15 protein-coding genes are annotated in these 15,316 nt (G+C 44.5%); 3 read left to right on the top strand and 12 right to left on the bottom strand.

Translation table 11 applies throughout. The annotated features are described in order from the left end of the window. Nucleotides 1-5: 5 nt before the first annotated feature. The 5 genes from AB4114_RS22020 to AB4114_RS22040 all read right to left on the bottom strand — a co-directional run bounded on the left by AB4114_RS22020 (nucleotide 6) and on the right by AB4114_RS22040 (nucleotide 5,956). A complete protein-coding gene (locus AB4114_RS22020) occupies nucleotides 6-1,805 on the bottom strand; it encodes a sensor histidine kinase (RefSeq protein ID WP_441990376.1) in 1,800 nt (599 codons plus the stop codon). A 118-nt stretch (nucleotides 1,806-1,923) separates the two neighbouring features. Further along, a complete protein-coding gene (gene sda / locus AB4114_RS22025) occupies nucleotides 1,924-2,094 on the bottom strand; it encodes a sporulation histidine kinase inhibitor Sda (RefSeq protein ID WP_171635070.1) in 171 nt (56 codons plus the stop codon). After that, on the bottom strand, nucleotides 2,087-2,254 hold the full coding sequence (locus AB4114_RS22030) for a hypothetical protein (RefSeq protein ID WP_441990377.1): 168 nt from the start codon (nucleotides 2,252-2,254) through the stop codon (nucleotides 2,087-2,089). Before AB4114_RS22030 ends, sda begins: the two co-directional genes overlap by 8 nt. Before the next feature lie 675 nt (nucleotides 2,255-2,929). After that, the gene (locus AB4114_RS22035) at nucleotides 2,930-3,199 is read right to left on the bottom strand and encodes a late competence development ComFB family protein (RefSeq protein WP_441990378.1); all 270 of its coding nucleotides are present in this window, start codon (nucleotides 3,197-3,199) and stop codon (nucleotides 2,930-2,932) included. 51 nt (nucleotides 3,200-3,250) lie between these two features. After that, nucleotides 3,251-5,956 carry a family 78 glycoside hydrolase catalytic domain gene (locus tag AB4114_RS22040; RefSeq protein WP_441990379.1) on the bottom strand — a complete coding sequence of 902 codons (2,706 nt, stop codon included), beginning with the start codon at nucleotides 5,954-5,956 and terminating at the stop codon, nucleotides 3,251-3,253. A 228-nt stretch (nucleotides 5,957-6,184) separates the two neighbouring features. Between AB4114_RS22040 and AB4114_RS22045 the strand changes: the two genes are divergently transcribed. After that, entirely contained in the window at nucleotides 6,185-6,706 is a 522-nt protein-coding gene (locus AB4114_RS22045; protein WP_441990380.1) for a metal-dependent hydrolase, read from the top strand. 54 nt (nucleotides 6,707-6,760) lie between these two features. Here the strand turns inward: AB4114_RS22045 and AB4114_RS22050 are convergent, their stop codons facing one another. Further along, a complete protein-coding gene (locus AB4114_RS22050) occupies nucleotides 6,761-8,512 on the bottom strand; it encodes a sensor histidine kinase (protein WP_441990381.1) in 1,752 nt (583 codons plus the stop codon). 200 nt (nucleotides 8,513-8,712) lie between these two features. Between AB4114_RS22050 and AB4114_RS22055 the strand changes: the two genes are divergently transcribed. Next, on the top strand, nucleotides 8,713-9,495 hold the full coding sequence (locus AB4114_RS22055) for an SDR family NAD(P)-dependent oxidoreductase (RefSeq protein WP_441990382.1): 783 nt from the start codon (nucleotides 8,713-8,715) through the stop codon (nucleotides 9,493-9,495). A 98-nt stretch (nucleotides 9,496-9,593) separates the two neighbouring features. Beyond that, nucleotides 9,594-10,064, top strand: a complete 471-nt coding sequence (gene greA, locus AB4114_RS22060) for a transcription elongation factor GreA (protein WP_441990383.1) — start codon at nucleotides 9,594-9,596, stop codon at nucleotides 10,062-10,064. Between the two features lie 56 nt (nucleotides 10,065-10,120). Here the strand turns inward: greA and murI are convergent, their stop codons facing one another. The 6 genes from murI to AB4114_RS22090 form a co-directional block, all read right to left on the bottom strand. Further along, nucleotides 10,121-10,894 (bottom strand): glutamate racemase, encoded by a 774-nt coding sequence (murI, locus tag AB4114_RS22065; protein WP_441990384.1) that lies wholly within the window; start codon nucleotides 10,892-10,894, stop codon nucleotides 10,121-10,123. Between the two features lie 40 nt (nucleotides 10,895-10,934). After that, nucleotides 10,935-11,705, bottom strand: a complete 771-nt coding sequence (locus AB4114_RS22070; RefSeq protein ID WP_441990385.1) for a Cof-type HAD-IIB family hydrolase — start codon at nucleotides 11,703-11,705, stop codon at nucleotides 10,935-10,937. Between the two features lie 218 nt (nucleotides 11,706-11,923). After that, nucleotides 11,924-12,454: an ATP-dependent Clp protease proteolytic subunit gene (locus AB4114_RS22075; RefSeq protein WP_441990386.1), complete on the bottom strand. Its 531-nt coding sequence runs from the start codon at nucleotides 12,452-12,454 to the stop codon at nucleotides 11,924-11,926. A 392-nt stretch (nucleotides 12,455-12,846) separates the two neighbouring features. Then, nucleotides 12,847-13,161, bottom strand: coding sequence for an MGMT family protein (locus AB4114_RS22080; protein ID WP_441990390.1), 315 nt, complete (start codon nucleotides 13,159-13,161; stop codon nucleotides 12,847-12,849). Next, nucleotides 13,158-14,246, bottom strand: coding sequence for a lactonase family protein (locus AB4114_RS22085; RefSeq protein ID WP_441990387.1), 1,089 nt, complete (start codon nucleotides 14,244-14,246; stop codon nucleotides 13,158-13,160). The genes AB4114_RS22080 and AB4114_RS22085 overlap by 4 nt, the downstream gene beginning before the upstream one ends. Nucleotides 14,247-14,492: 246 nt before the next feature. Continuing rightward, the coding region (locus tag AB4114_RS22090) for a hypothetical protein (protein ID WP_441990388.1) at nucleotides 14,493-15,316 on the bottom strand (824 nt) is incomplete at its 5' end.

Genomic DNA, 15,316 nt, shown 5'->3' on the forward strand with positions numbered 1-15,316 from the left:
CACATCTACTCCTCATCCCGCCTAAAAGGCAACCATAGCGTAACTTCCGTGCCTTGTCCTTGTTCACTTCTAATTTGTAAGCCATATTCATCTCCATAGTACAATTGGATACGGTCGTTCACATTCTTGAAGCCATATCCCACAGCCTCCTGAGGAGATTCCGTCTTTTTCACAATGGCCTTGAGCCGCTCTGAATCCATGCCCACGCCATCATCCGCGACAATGATTTTTATTTTGGAATCGACAATTTCGCCTGTTACCTTGAGAAGTCCAAGACTTCCTTTCGTTTTGAGTCCGTGATAAATCGCGTTTTCGATAAGCGGCTGTATGGTCAGTTTCGGAATTTGACCACTCAGCACTTCGTTATGAATATCAAATTCATAGGTAAACACATCGGAATAGCGAATACGCTGGATGGATAAATAATCTTTCACATTGCGAATTTCTTCTTCAATCGTGATCGTTTCGCGGCCTTTACTAAGCGCAGCGCGATAGAAATCGGCCAATGCTTTCGTTGTCCGTTGCACATCGCGTGCTCGTCCCATTTCTGACAGCGTATAGATGACATCCAAGGTATTATAGAGGAAATGCGGCTTAATTTGAGCTTGAATCAGGGCAAGCTCGTATTCCCGTTTCTTCTTTTGCTCCCAATTAATGTTGGTCAATAGCTCTTGAATCCGCCGAATCATCGCATTAAAGCCAGAGGACAGCATTCCGATTTCATCTTCTGAATTTACTTGGAATTCGATATCCAAGCTGCCTTCCTTGACCTTCTTCATGTATTTCGTGAGCCCCATAATGGGCTTAGCGATCAATTGGGAGAGCATGCCTGCGCCAAGAAGGGCAAAAAAGAGGCAGACAATACCCAGCAATACGATGAGTAACGTAATTTTGCGCGTATCTGCCGTCAATGAAGCAAGAGGTGCCATCGAAATCAATTTCCAACTAAAGCTAGGGACATCGGAGCTCACGACAAGAGTTTTCTCATATTCGAAAGAAGTCGGATCGGTAACATGCTTGCTTGAGGTGATCCAGAGCTTCATCTCGGGATTGGCCACTTCTTGGAGCACATCCTCTGGATGCTGCGAAGAAGTAACAACACCTTCATCATCCACGATAAAATAGCTGCCATCTTGGATCGAACCGATTTTCTGATAAATCGCGGATAAAGAGCTTTCTTTGATATTGAGCACAAGCAGGCCTAACTTCTGTCCGGTGTATATGTTTACGATTCGCTTCCCTAACGTCATCACTGTTTCTTGCGAACCGTTGGTTAAATAATCCCTGCGCTGCATCGGGAACCAAATGTTATTCCCGCTCGATGCATCAATTTGCTTTAGCATGGGGCTTGAGGGTATCCACTCCCGATTCCGCTCCATGAGTACATTCGAGCCATAGATTCGATTATTCGTATCAATGAATGCGGCTGACTGCACATCGGGGAAAACGAGCAAGGCAAAGCTCAGCTGATTCGTGATTTGCGTGTACATTTGCAGGCTGGTTTCTGGAGCGGCTAAGGATTGTGGGTCTTCTACGATCACCTTGTTGAGATTAATAGTTAACATATTCGCGCAGCTTTCCACGTTCGTTAACATGCCTGTGATGCGGGTAATGATGAGGGAGGAGTTGTCCGACACGTTTTTGATCGTTTTTTTGACGATAGCGTTCGTATACACTTGGTTCGAAACGAAACCCAGCACAAATAAGGGCACGAAGATCAGTGGAAAATAAATGAGAATGATTTTATATCGAATGCGTTGATTGCGAAACCAATTCGTGGGTATCAATTTCTGAAGTATGTACATGAATGCCCTCCCTTTAGCGCAAACAAAAAATCCCCTACCCTGCAACGTCAGGAGTTTCCTGTCGGTTACATTGTAAAGGATTCATACCTTTTTTTAAACTCTCTACGTGGAGTAAACATTAGCTGGTGCTTTCCAAACTATTTTCTCGGAATAAACTAATCTGTCTAGCTTGAATTTCTAAAAGTAAAAACAAGAGAAATTCCTTACTCAGCTTCATCCGGCTTGCATTTATATAGGCATCAACAAGCGTGTCATTGGAGATGGCTTTCAAGTTTTCGCGATCATTCATTGTGCAACAACCATTTCGGGCATTCTTCTAGCATCGACATCATTTTTTTCATCGATTGTTGGATTTGTTCATCGGAGGGCAAGCATATATTGCCATAAGATTGTTGTACAACATCCGTTAACACCGAATCAAAAATGCCATTAAACTGCTCTGATTTCACATGAACCCCTCCTAATTTTCATTTATTTGGAAATTCCTACTTCTATCTTAGCTTGAAGTGCGTGAAAAAACAGCGCATTTATTTTTGCATCTCTTACATCTTTTTTTTCTATATTATGTAATTTTGTTTGCATTCAGGGAGATGTGACAAGTTGGTTTGTAGCGCGAATTTACGCAAGATAGTGCGTAAGAACTATGTAGGGATAGTGCGCAAGTCGCGCGTGGGAAAATATAAGAGTAATGGCATTGGAAAATGCTTGTGAGATAGTCGAAATAATCGACTTACAGCACTCCAATAGCCTTGCAGCGATTGCTCATCCGATTTCCCGACATCCTCGAGTTCGGGTTACGCCGCCGGTACCTTTTAGTCCTAAATTGCCGAATTAATCTCACTGTCCGCATCATGAAATCTTATTTAGTCCTAATACGCCCACCTAAATCGACCAAAACAACCCTCGCAGAAGGAATACGGGTAAATAGTTCGGCATAATCGGATTAATGAGCTTTTTTCACAAGCAATCTTCGTATTAATTCGGAAATATCGGACTAAATCAACTTCAGGCGAAATGCACACGTGTTCAAAAGTCAGTAGGGACAGTGTGCTGCGCATCCGCCMACAATCAAAAACGCCGCCACCTCCGTCTGAACGGAGATAGCGGCGTAGGCCTATCTTGCTTTACTCACGATGATGTTGATGATGCTCAACAATGCTCGATGCTTCCATTAATTCTCGCATGACATCTGAACGCAACTGTTGATTCGTAAATTCACCTTTAACAAATAGATGTCCCTTCTCACTGGAAGTATAACGTGGCGGAAGCTTGTTCAGCGCGATTGCCAATATATCTTCTTTGCACGTTCCACAATCACACTTCAATTCATAGTTCTTCCGGAATTCTTCGAACAACTGCTTAACCACGGTTTCCATTGCGTTGATGACAGCCATCTGTAACTCTCCCTCTAAGAACCTTCGTTAAGTCTATTATACTCGATAAACTTAGAATGACAAAGAGAAGGAGTTTGTACGCTGTACTTTAAATTGATAGATTCCTGAGCCAAGCTCAATCCTTACATCGCCTGCAACTTCCCGAACACTTTGAATGCCTGGAACTGTATCTAGATTCTGACCCTGACATGTCACTTCCGTAAGAGTAGATTTAGCTAAGATGACCTCTCCGCTGGTGTTTGGCGGGAGCTGGAACGTATACCGAATGTCCCCCGATTCTTCAATGGACCATTCACTGCGAACCTCCCCGTAATTCGTGATGAGAGATGCTTTGGCATACGTTAGGCCAGAATCTGGCCGAGGTCGGAAGCTCATGCGTTTGTAACCTGGCTGCGAGTCATCAGAATCCAAGCCTGCTACTCTGCGATATAACCAGTCGCCAATGGATCCATAAGCATAATGATTATAGGAATTCATACTATCACTCCAGAACGTACCATCCGGTTTGATGCCATCCCAGTGCTCCCAAATCGTGGTAGCCCCTTGATGAATGGGGTACAGCCAAGACGGATAGTCCTCTTGCAGGACAAGCTTGACGGCCACATCATGATAGCCATTTTCCGAGAGCACATGACATAGATACGGCGTGCCGACAAAGCCCGTCGTCAGATGATATTTTTGCTCTTTGACATACTCGACAAGGGTCGCTGCTAAGCGTTCCCGAACGCTTCCCTGAACAAGACCGAACATTAGCGGAAGCACATGTGCAGTTTGTGTATGTGCTGCTAATCTTCCGCTTGGTGTCACAAACTCCGCAGTGAAAGCTTCAACAATGCGCTCGTAGAGCGCTGTGTATTCAGCGACATCCTCTTCGCGTCCCAGGACTTCCGCTGTTTTGACAAAAAGCGAAGTCGAATACGCATAGAAGCAAGTTGCGATTAGATCTTTGGGCGTTGCCCCGATACAACTACCCTCTTTGGCGTCGAGTCCGAGCCAATCGCCGAAGTGGAAGCCCGTTTGCCACAAGTATTCATTCTCACCTTGCTGGCGGATATAAGTAATCCAACCCTTCATACTGTCATACTGCTCTTCCAGCACGCGCTGGTCCCCATACACCTGATAGAGCGTCCATGGGCAGATCACCGCCGCATCTCCCCAAGCTGAAGAAGAATGCTCGTTTTCTCTCAGGACTTGCGGAATCACGAATGGTACGCCTCCATCCTCACGCTGATCTGCTTTCAAATCACGCAACCACTTGCTGAAGAAGAGGGCCACATCATAATTGAAGGCCGCTGTTCGAATGAACACCTGCGCATCCCCTGTCCAACCCAGCCTCTCATCACGCTGCGGACAGTCCGTCGGCACATCAAGGAAATTCCCCCGCTGCCCCCACACAATATTTCGCTGCAGCTGATTGAGAAGTTCGTGAGAACATTCAAATGTCCCCTTCGCCACCATGTCGGTGTGGATAACCAGACCCGTAAAACATGCAGCATCAAATGCAACATCTTGTGGCCATCCCATAACTTTGACATAACGGAAGCCTTGGAAGGAGAAATGCGGCGCATACGATTCCTCACCCTGTCCACTACACACATAAGTAACCAATTGCTTCGCCGACCTCAGATTGCCAATATAGAAATTGCCTTGTGCATCAAGCACTTCTGCATGCAGCAGTTCGATGCGTGTACCCGCGGGCAGCGTAAATCGCATCTCTATTTTCCCTACCATATTTTGCCCAAAATCAAGCACGGTTTCCCCTGACGGAGTTTCGATGACAGCGATAGGCTTCAGCTGTTCCGTCACGCGAGAGGGTTCATTTTCTTGCATAACCAATGTTTCTTTGCCATAGCCGAGTTCAATACTCGCAGTCCAATCTTGATCATCATAACTCGGCAAACTCCAACCCGTGAGCTCCAAACCAGCATCGTAGGTTTCACCATGATAAAGCTCTGACATGCGGACGGGCCCAAGGGACGTTCGCCAAGAGGAATCGCTGACTACGATCTCTTCGGTACCATCCTCATAGACAATATGCATTTGCATAAGCAGCGCCCTTACGCTTCCAAAAACATTCCGCTGATGTGTCCATGCCAGATTTCCTTTGAACCAACCGTTCGCCAATACCGCGCCAATGGTGTGCTCCGTCCCTGACATCAGACTGTTCGTGACATCGTAGCTCTGAACCTGCAGACGATGCTTGTAGCTGGTCCAGCCTGGCGTCAACTCCCAATCGCCAACCCGCGAACCATTAAGCTCTAGTTCATATACCCCATGACTTGTCGCATAAATCGTCGCCTTGCGAATCTCCCCGCTTACACGGAAGTTTTTCCGAAGRTAGTAGGCTTCTTCCGCATCTGCGTCAATATGTGTAGGATCTGGAGTAATCCAATTCGCTTGCCAATCTGTTGGTTGAAGCTGTCCCATTTCCCAGTAAGCGATTTCACTCCATGGCGAAGCCAAACCGGATTGATTCCATACCTTCACGCGATAGAAATATCGAGTCCGCGGCTGCAGCTCAAGTCCTGCATAGGCAACAAGCACAGATTGCTCTGAAGCGATACGATCCGTATCCCAAACCAAGCTCGCTGGTTCGAAATCACTAGAATGCATGCTCACCTGAATCTGATAGGCTGATTGCACAGTAGCGTTAGTGTCAGCTTCGAGCTGCCAAGTAAAGCGTGGCCCAGCAGTATCCAATCCGATTGGATTAACTTGATATTCACAAAACAAAGCTGAAATACGAATAGAACTCATGGGTTTTTCCTCCTAGATACACGGGCAGTCGTGTTAGATGTACTTCCTTATTTATTGCACCTTTACGACTTATTGTAGAGCATCCCTCTTCTTGTTTATAAGGTGTATCCAGACATTTATATAGGTGAAACACGACAATATCTATTTTGTATTGCGATACCCTTAATTTCCATGTATAAATCGAATAGTATAAAGTTATATGAACTCATGAATAGGAAGGCGCTTATTATGCTACAAAAAACACACAGTGTCGCTGGAATGATTGCAGCCGAAATCGTACTCATTCATGGCGACATCAGTTTCTTCACATGGGATGCTGCAGGTTCTTTATTACTCGGTTGTTTGGCGGGCACCTTAGCCGATGTAGATAAACCAGGTTCCACCATGGCCAAGGTTCTCTTCCCTTTATCTGCCTTGCTTMATGTTTTGAAAATCAAACATCGAACATTGACGCATTCTTTGCTTTTCATGGCGCTGCTCGCGATGATATGCTTACCTCTGCCGCCATTATATTTCTGGGTATTCATCCTTTCGTATGCTTCCCATCCCTTAATCGACCTACTGAACGATCGAGGTGTCCAGCTCTTCTGGCCGATCACACTCAGAATCCGACTGCTCCCCAAATGGATTGCAATCGACACCGGTTCCGCGAGTGAAACGGTATTCCGTTGGGTTTTACTTGTTGTCTGTCTAGTACTTCCATTTTGGAACTATGTATTGCCCTATCTGCCTTATTCATTTACAAAATGAGACCAAAAAAAATCGCTGATTTGGCTGACCAAATCGCGATTTTTGTCATTTCTGTTATTGCATGGGAATCGAAAGCTGAAAACAAATAAAGCCTTCCTCCACTTTAACTTCAATCGTTCCCCGATAATATTCAACTCGTTCCTTAACCACTGGCAAACCGAGCCCTTGATGTCCACCTTCTAACTTGGTGCTATAGCCGATCGCGAACAAATCCGTGTCGTCTTCCAGATGAAACGATGGATTCACCCGATTCTTCACAGAAATCTTCACATCGTTCAATTCCTTCCAGCCTTTCACAGACACCTCTCGCTCTTCTGCTRGGAATTTATTCGCTTCATCAAAGGCATTATCAATGAGATTCCCGATAATTTTCACGAGATCGACCGATTTCACACCAAGAGATAGCCCATCCAGACCTGTAAACTCATAGCTAAAAGAGACTTTGGTTCGCATCGCTAGCGTTATTTTCGATTGAATCAATGCAGCGATAGCTGGCTGTCCAATTCGAATAATATCATTGACTTCATTAATTTCCTCAATTAATTCCTCCATGTAACGCAGTTGATCCTCTTTTTTTCCATTGGCCAATAAGGCGTATAGGGTTTGCACATGATTCAGGAAATCATGTCGTTGACTGCGAATCGTCGCAAACATGAGGTCTACATTTTGAATATACATTTCTTGTGTGGACTGAACGGCTGTTTCACGCGACTTCGTATTGAATCGGAATACGAGGAATACAAGAATACAACTGAATAAGGTAAATAGAACAATGATCAGAGCAACACGAATAAGTTGGTCATTTAACGTCTTCTGTATGGACTGGTAGTCCGAAACAATGGTGATCACATAAGGTATTTCCCGCTGAACATCCGTTATTCTCTCTTTAATGGGCACATACACAAATGTCTTCAGAATCGGTTTTCCCTCATAGCTTTCAACCACACTTACTGGCTTTTCGTCCTGAATAGCACGTTTGAAATTCGTGAAATCATTCACATGAATGATATTTTGTGTACCAAATAGCAGAGGACGGTCATAAAGGGAAACATACATAATGCCATTCGGTCTCGTATATTCCTTCGGCTTCGTACCGAATGTGATCCCGTTTAATCCGGAAATTTCTATAATATCCGGATTGGATGTCAGTGTTTTTTTGACTATCGTATCCGCACCAATAATATCCTTGAACTTCTTAATTTTACCTGCATTTACAAACACACAAATGATATAATTCGTTTCCCCATCGTAATAATAGCCAAATTTACTAACATCGCTCGTGCCTGAAGCAGGCACCTCATAAATCCCCGACCAGAAATTAGGAAGTTTTTGCCCTTCAGGAATCGTCACTTTGTGGTATTTCAGCAGTTGGTCAAAAGCGGTAAACCAATATCCGAATGAACTTGTGCTTGTAAGTGTTAATTCTTTAGGTTCGGACGATTTGCCAACCATGATATCATCGCCAATGCCAGTTCGTTTCATGAGTGAAATMCCGTCCACACCAGCTTTCTCTGCAAGGGGAACAAGTTGTTCATTCGTTACCTTGTCAATATCGGGATCTAGCTTTGTTTTGGCAAAGATAGCGGCAGATCGCAATTGTTCCCCAATCAAATCTTCCACGAAGAAGGCTCCCGCTTCCGACTGTTCAATCGACGTTCGAATTTGATTCGCTGTCGTTGCCATTTGTTCTGACTTTTCCTGCGTTAATATAGATTTCGCATACCAATAATAGGAGCTGTTGTTCGTAATTAATAACAAGATAACAATTATAAAAGTGATGTAAATAACTCTTCTGTTTATTCTCATGAAGTTGTCACACTTTCTCATTTTGTATGCTGGACATTACAATTCTGCGCAAAAAAAATTGCGATAACATTTCGACAAATTGCGCAGAAATCACTGCCACGTTATGTTAGTATAGTAGCTGAAGAATTCGTTGTCTATCAATTAAAAGGTATTCTCACCTTTATTTGGGTATATTATAAAATTGCGGGAGGAAATATCATATGCCAGCTACTGCTTTAATTACAGGTGCATCCTCGGGAATAGGTGAAGCTTTTGCACGTAAATTGGCTGCCAAAGGACATCCGCTCATTCTAGTTGCGCGGTCCAAAGCCAAATTAGATGAGCTAGCTAACGAGTTGTCCCGTAAATACGCGATTCAAGTAGACGTGATCGAGATTGACTTAACAAGCGCRAATGCAGCGGCCGAAGTTTTCAAGCAAACGGAGCAGCTTGGTCGGCATGTCGGCATGCTCATCAACAATGCTGGCTTTGGTTTAAGCGGCGAGTTTCTAGCTCATACCGCGGACAAATATCATCAGCAGATCACATTAAACATTACCGCTGTTATGGAGTTAACCCATCTCTATTTGCCTGCCATGGTTCAAAAAGGCGAAGGCGCCATCATCAATGTAGCCTCCTTATTAGCGTTCTTCCMGTTCCCCTATTGTTCCGTGTACAGTGCAACCAAAGCTTTCGTCCTTTCTTTTACCGAATCCTTATGGGAAGAATATCGTCACAAGGGTATCCAGCTTCTAGCCTTGTGTCCAGGTCCTACAGATACGAAGTTCTTCGATACCGCCAAGGAAGTTGAAACGAAGAGCAAGCGGACTCCTGAACAAGTCGTCGATACGGCAATGAAAGCACTTGGCAAGAGGTCATCTTTCGTCCTTGATGGAGCTAATAATACTTTCACTGCATTACTTGCAAGGATCCTCCCGAGACAAACGATGCTTAAAATATTTGGGTCTACCATTCGTAAATCCATGCAGCATAAATCGTCCTAATTGAGATCAACACAAATAATACCTTATGCCGATTGCTTTACTTGTCTCATAGACTTTAGTAGTATAGCTAATATCGAATGAAACGAGGTGCTTTACTTTTGTCCAATGATGAAATCATTTTKACCCCTGAGGGTTTACGCAGTTTAGAGCTTGAACTTGAAGATCTGAAAACAGTGAAGCGTAAGGAATTAGCAGAACGTATCAAATTGGCTATCTCCTACGGTGACCTCAAGGAAAATAGCGAATATCATTCTGCCAAGAACGACCAGTCATTCATGGAAACACGTGTTCTTACGATTGAACGGATGCTCAAAAAAGCAAAAGTCGTGAAGAATACTGGTACTTCCAAAGTACAAGTCGGTTCTACTGTTGTATTAAATGACGTGGAATTCGCCGAAAAAATCGAGTACAAAATTGTAGGTTCGCAAGAAGCCAATGTCAACGAAAATAAAATTTCGTATGAAAGTCCGCTTGGCATCTCCCTCATGAATAAGTCGGTAGGCGATGTCATTAGTGTGAATGCCCCCATGGGCATTATAAGCTACGAGCTTCTAGAGATTCGCATATAGCTCCTATTAAGAAAAGCAGTTCGTAACTAGAAATTCTAGTTATGAACTGCTTCTTTTTATTTACCCGTTTGAAGGAAGGCAAGCGCCTTTTCCATCTTCTCTAGGTAGGCGTCATCTAAACTGGAACACATCCATTTCACATGTCCATTCCCCGTACCTTGCAGTTGGTCGCTGTCCTGCAACACTTGCATTAAGTGATTCACAGTCCMCTTACTTCCATCTACAATTTGAATGTGGTTCGGTAGGATTTGACTCAAAACCTCACGATAAAAAGGATAATGTGTACAACCGAGTACAACCGTTCCAAACGCACTTAGATCAAATGGAGCTAATTTGGTCTTAAAATAATCCACGATCTGCGGACCATCCATCAAGAGATTTTCACAAAATTGGACCAACTCCGGAAGCGGTACGGAATCTACCATTCCCATATCATCGATGCGGGATACGAGTTCTCTGTATTTCGCTTCCTGAAGAGTAAGCTTTGTGGCGAATACGAGCACTCTTTTGCCTGATGAACGATTCATCTCTACGGCTGGCTTCACTGCTGGCTCCATCCCAATGATGGGGATCTGGTGGATTCTCCGCAATTCTGTGATCGCGATACTTGTTGCTGTATTACAGGCGATGACAAGCGCCTTAACTTCTTCTTGAATAATGGTATCAACGGATTGCTTGACGAAGGTTAGAACCTCATCTTTCGATTTCATACCATAGGGAACATGCGCGGTATCGGCAAAATAAACAAAATCTTCCTGAGGCATTCGCTTCATGGCTTCGTTCAGAACTGTGATTCCACCTAGACCTGAATCAAAAAAAGCAATTTTCATCCTATTCACCCTATTTATTAGCGTTCTGTCTTAACATATCTTAAAGTAGTCCTGCTGTGATAAGACCGTTTCGTACGCCTTCTTCATCCACATGTGTAGTAACATGATCAGCGTATGGCAATAAATCCTTATGCGAATTGCCCATTGCAATACCGAATCCAACATAGGAAAGCATCTCCATATCATTCAAACCGTCACCAAAAGCCACCGCATCTTCCGGCTTCAAGCCGACCAACTCTAGCATCGCCGCTATACCTTGGGCCTTGGAACCACCAGCAGGCAACACATCCATCGCATGTTCGTGCCAACGAATGAGCTTAAACTCTGAAAGCAGTCCCTCGTACAAATGTTCATCTTTGGCTTCACAGTGCAGGAAAATTTGATAAATATCGTTCGATTTCCAGAAATGCGGATCATAACTTGGCAAATCAACTTTTAACGAGGATACAGAGCTATGTACAAATGGGTGATCCTGCGCATCCGTTGCAAATGCATGCTGGCCCTCGAATACGAGCGAATGCTGATGCGTAGCAGCTAGCTCAACGAGAGCTTCAATCGCGCTCTTAGCGATTACGCGGTGGTAAAGAGGCTCACCTTTGTAGACGGCATATCCGCCATTCAAGCACACATAGGAATCAATGCCAAGTAACTCCGCCAGTGGCTTAATGAAATAAGGTGCTCGTCCTGTTGCAATAACAGGTTCGATCCCGCTCTTTTTCAGATCGTGAATCGCCTTAACGGTGCTTTCTGGCACCTGCTTGTCCTCATTAATTAACGTGCCATCAATATCAAAAAATACTATTTTGTACACAGTAGGGTTCTCCTTTGCATTCGAAGCAGTTGTTGCCGCCCCATGTCTCTTTCTCTCAATTAAACACCAAATGCCCAGAAAAAACAAACACAATAAACGGCTGCTCCGCCCATTTAGGACGGGAGCGTTTATCTAGAAATATAGCCAATTTGCTATGTGAAACATACAAAATACTAGATTTAAAAAAAGAAATCCCTTGGGCTTCTCTCCCACTTTGCCTAAACGATCGTATCAATGATGCCATAGGCTAACGCCTCTTCTGGACTCATGTACCAGTTCCGTTGATGCTCCTTCACACGAGCCAGCTCCTCAGCTTGCAGACTCGTTTTGGACAAAATACATTCATCATAGATGTTCTGCAGCCGCTGCGTTTCATCCACGCGATTCTTCAAATGCTCCAAATGACCATCAATATGTGTGGAAACAGAGTGATACATGAAAGTACTCAGTCGTCCTGCATGCCTTTTGTGCCCGCTAACTGCGATCAGCAAACTCATACTTGCCGCTAGTCCGTATACATACGTGTGAACGGGTGTTTTACTGTTCTCAATTACATTAATAAGACCAAAGCCATCGTATACACTGCCACCGTTACTATTAATGATCAGGTCGATCGGCAGGCGTTTATAATCTTTTTCCTTCTTATCTTTGTCGTCATCCCATTGATTAATTTTGATAATTTGCTCAACAATCAGTTTTACAGAGGTCTTATTGATGCCATCGAATAGATAAAGGGTTCTGTCACTCATAACATGCCTCCTGTCCGTATGGCCTTGTATTACAGTAGTCTATTCTCGGCTTGGAAACTTTGTAACTCTTTCCGCGCTGTTTTCAGATTTTTGGGCGAAAAAGAGCCCCTCCCTCCCCAAAAGGGAAGAAGCGGCTCTCCTAACTACGCTTAGTACATACTCAACGCTTACTGGGGGCATCCAGAATTTTCCTCGCTTATCGTTGTAATCACTCGCGTAATGCCCCTCCATTTGCTGACAAAAACAAAAAGCCGCTCTCATCACGATCTCTGAAAGGAATATCTCCTCAGAAACCATGAAGAAAACGGCGTGTGCATCACTACAATTTTAACATTATTTTACATAAGTATTCTTGGATTAAGCCTTAATTGCCATGGGTCAAATAACTCTACTCATTCCTCAACAAGTTGAAGTTGATAATCTGCTAGAGAAACCGTTTGAACTTCCGAAACATGGACGCCTTCAGATTCTAGMAAAAACCGCTGCAGTTGCGCACCCTCATCATCTTGGATCGCGATTTCTCCACGAACATTGAGGACTCTGTGCCAGGGAAGACGGAACTTTTTGCTCATAGCATGCAGAATTCGCACAACTTGCCGAGCTGCTCTTGGACTTCCGGCTTGCCGCGCAATTTGGCCATACGTCATCACTTTTCCTTCGGGAATGGATCGAATGATTTCGAGAACTCTCTCTGTAAAAGGTGTCATTGTACCGAAAGGAACTTGATGCATACAGGCTGAGACATCTCAAGTACACTGCCCGTTGGGACTAGTTTTCCAGTCGTCTCATCGCGCGCAAAGCTAACGATATTATCAGAATCTTTATTCGCGACTAGAACAAAACGCCCATCAGGCGAAATCCCAAAATTTCGTGGGTGCTTCCCTAGGGTTGGTGCATGTTCCACGAATGAGAGTTTTCCTGTTTGCTTGTCAATGGTATAAACTACGATGCTATCGTGTCCACGATTGGAACCATAAAGGTAGCGTCCGTCAGGTGAGACGTGGATGTCTGCGCACCCATTTTCGCCATCGTAGGAAGCTGGTAAGGTTGAAATCGTTTGGATTTCTGTTAGTTTACCGTGTTCCTCATCATAGCTGAATGCTGTAATCGTGGAACCGAGCTCATTAATCACATACCCGCACTTGTAGGATGGGTGAAAGGCAAAATGGCGCGGCCCCGACCCAGGCGTGACGGACACTTCGCCATGTGGAATGAGACGCTTAGCGGCGAGATCGAGTTTGTACAGGATAATTTTATCAAGACCTAAATCACATGCACCTATGAAACGATTCGCACGATCAACGAAAACGGAATGTGCTCGCGGCTGATCCTGTACGGGAAGTAGGCTCGCACCATGATGCTGTTGAATGTCCGCGGAAGTCCCAAGTTGGCCATTGGCTATTATTGGAGATAAGCCAACCATGCCACCATGATAGCTCGTAACCATTACGACTTGATTCAAGTTGTCTAGCTGGATGTGGCATGTTGTCGCAGGCAGCGTGTTTTCCTGATTAAGTAGCGTTAATTCACCCGTTTCTGGCTGGATGATGTAGGCACTAGCTGCTCCACATTTCTGACCTTCCGCACCAACACCTTCACCAAGTGCGTATAATCGCCAATTTGCCGCATCGACAGCTAGAAAGGTTGGATTTTGGAGACCCGTTACGTTATGGGTAAGCGCTAAGCTACCTGTTTCTGCATCAAATAGTGCCGTATAAACCCCCGGATTCTTCGCATCGGCGTAAGAACCAATAAAGGCTAAAGTTTGTTTCGTTTGTTGCTGCTTGTCCACGGATGTCACTCCCATTCATCTAATTTCACTATGAGCATTATCTCAAATCTGCCCCTTTTGGGCAACTATTCGATTAACTGTGGGGTTTGGAAATGAGATTGGGATGAGAGTAATTTTCGCATGTTTCCGCCATAAAAATTACTCATGGTCAACAACGCAAGGTAATCTACACAGATAACCTTTATTACGTTGTTAACCTTGAGTAGTAAGACCCGAACCAGACCGCCTAAGACGATCCTTCTCTATTTAAACAGCAGATGAAATATACACAGAATAAACGGCATTTTGTGTAACGTTCATATTTAGGAATACTGAAATTGCATCATTTCTTATGACAGGGTTAYCAGCTATATTACTGGTCCATGTTACTGTGGCATTTGGTGTGACTGTATAGGCAGCACCATTGGAAACACGCACGGGCTGCGCTCCTACATCTGTTGGTCTAATTGAGAAAACTATGGTTCCAGTAAGGGAAGCCGTAGTTGTAAGAGTAATTGTAGATATGATGTTAGCTGCTAACGGTGCTGCTGCAGTATCAATAACATCAAAACATACTTGGAATAGATACGTATCAGCAGGTAAGTTGTTTACATTTATTGCTCCTGAAAAAGCAACTACGCTTCCATTCGCAGCATCGACATAAGGTATCATATTGGAAAGTGCTCCAGGCGACCCTGCTAAACGTTGAAATCCTTCATTATTTCCACCAAAATTAAGAACTTTTGTAAAGTTGGTTGGTGTCGCTCCGGTTGCACCAACTGCTCCAGTCGCTCCGGTTGCTCCCCTTGCTCCAGTTGCTCCAGTCGGTCCTGTTGCTCCTGTTGCTCCAGTTGCTCCTGTTCCTCCAGTTGCTCCAGTCGGCCCAGTAGGTCCTGTTGCACCAGTTGCTCCTGTACCTCCAGTTGCTCCTGCTGCTCCGGTTGCTCCTGTTGCTCCTGCTGCTCCAGTTGCTCCTGCTGCTCCGGTTGCTCCTGCTGCTCCTGTACCTCCAGTCGCTCCTGCTGCTCCTGTTGCTCCTGTACCTCCAGTTGCTCCTGCTGCTCCTGTTGCTCCTGTACCTCCAGTTGCTC

The organism is Paenibacillus sp. 2RAB27 (assembly GCF_052115445.1).
In the GTDB taxonomy this organism is placed as follows: Bacteria; Bacillota; Bacilli; order Paenibacillales; family NBRC-103111; genus Paenibacillus_E.

What these genes read in the sequence shown, in the direction of transcription:
- AB4114_RS22020 (WP_441990376.1), bottom strand. Translation starts at nt 1,805, where the DNA reads ATGTACATACTTCAGAAATTGATACCCACGAATTGGTTTCGCAATCAA.
- sda (WP_171635070.1), bottom strand. Translation starts at nt 2,094, where the DNA reads ATGAATGATCGCGAAAACTTGAAAGCCATCTCCAATGACACGCTTGTT.
- AB4114_RS22035 (WP_441990378.1), bottom strand. Translation starts at nt 3,199, where the DNA reads ATGGCTGTCATCAACGCAATGGAAACCGTGGTTAAGCAGTTGTTCGAA.
- AB4114_RS22075 (WP_441990386.1), bottom strand. Translation starts at nt 12,454, where the DNA reads ATGAGTGACAGAACCCTTTATCTATTCGATGGCATCAATAAGACCTCT.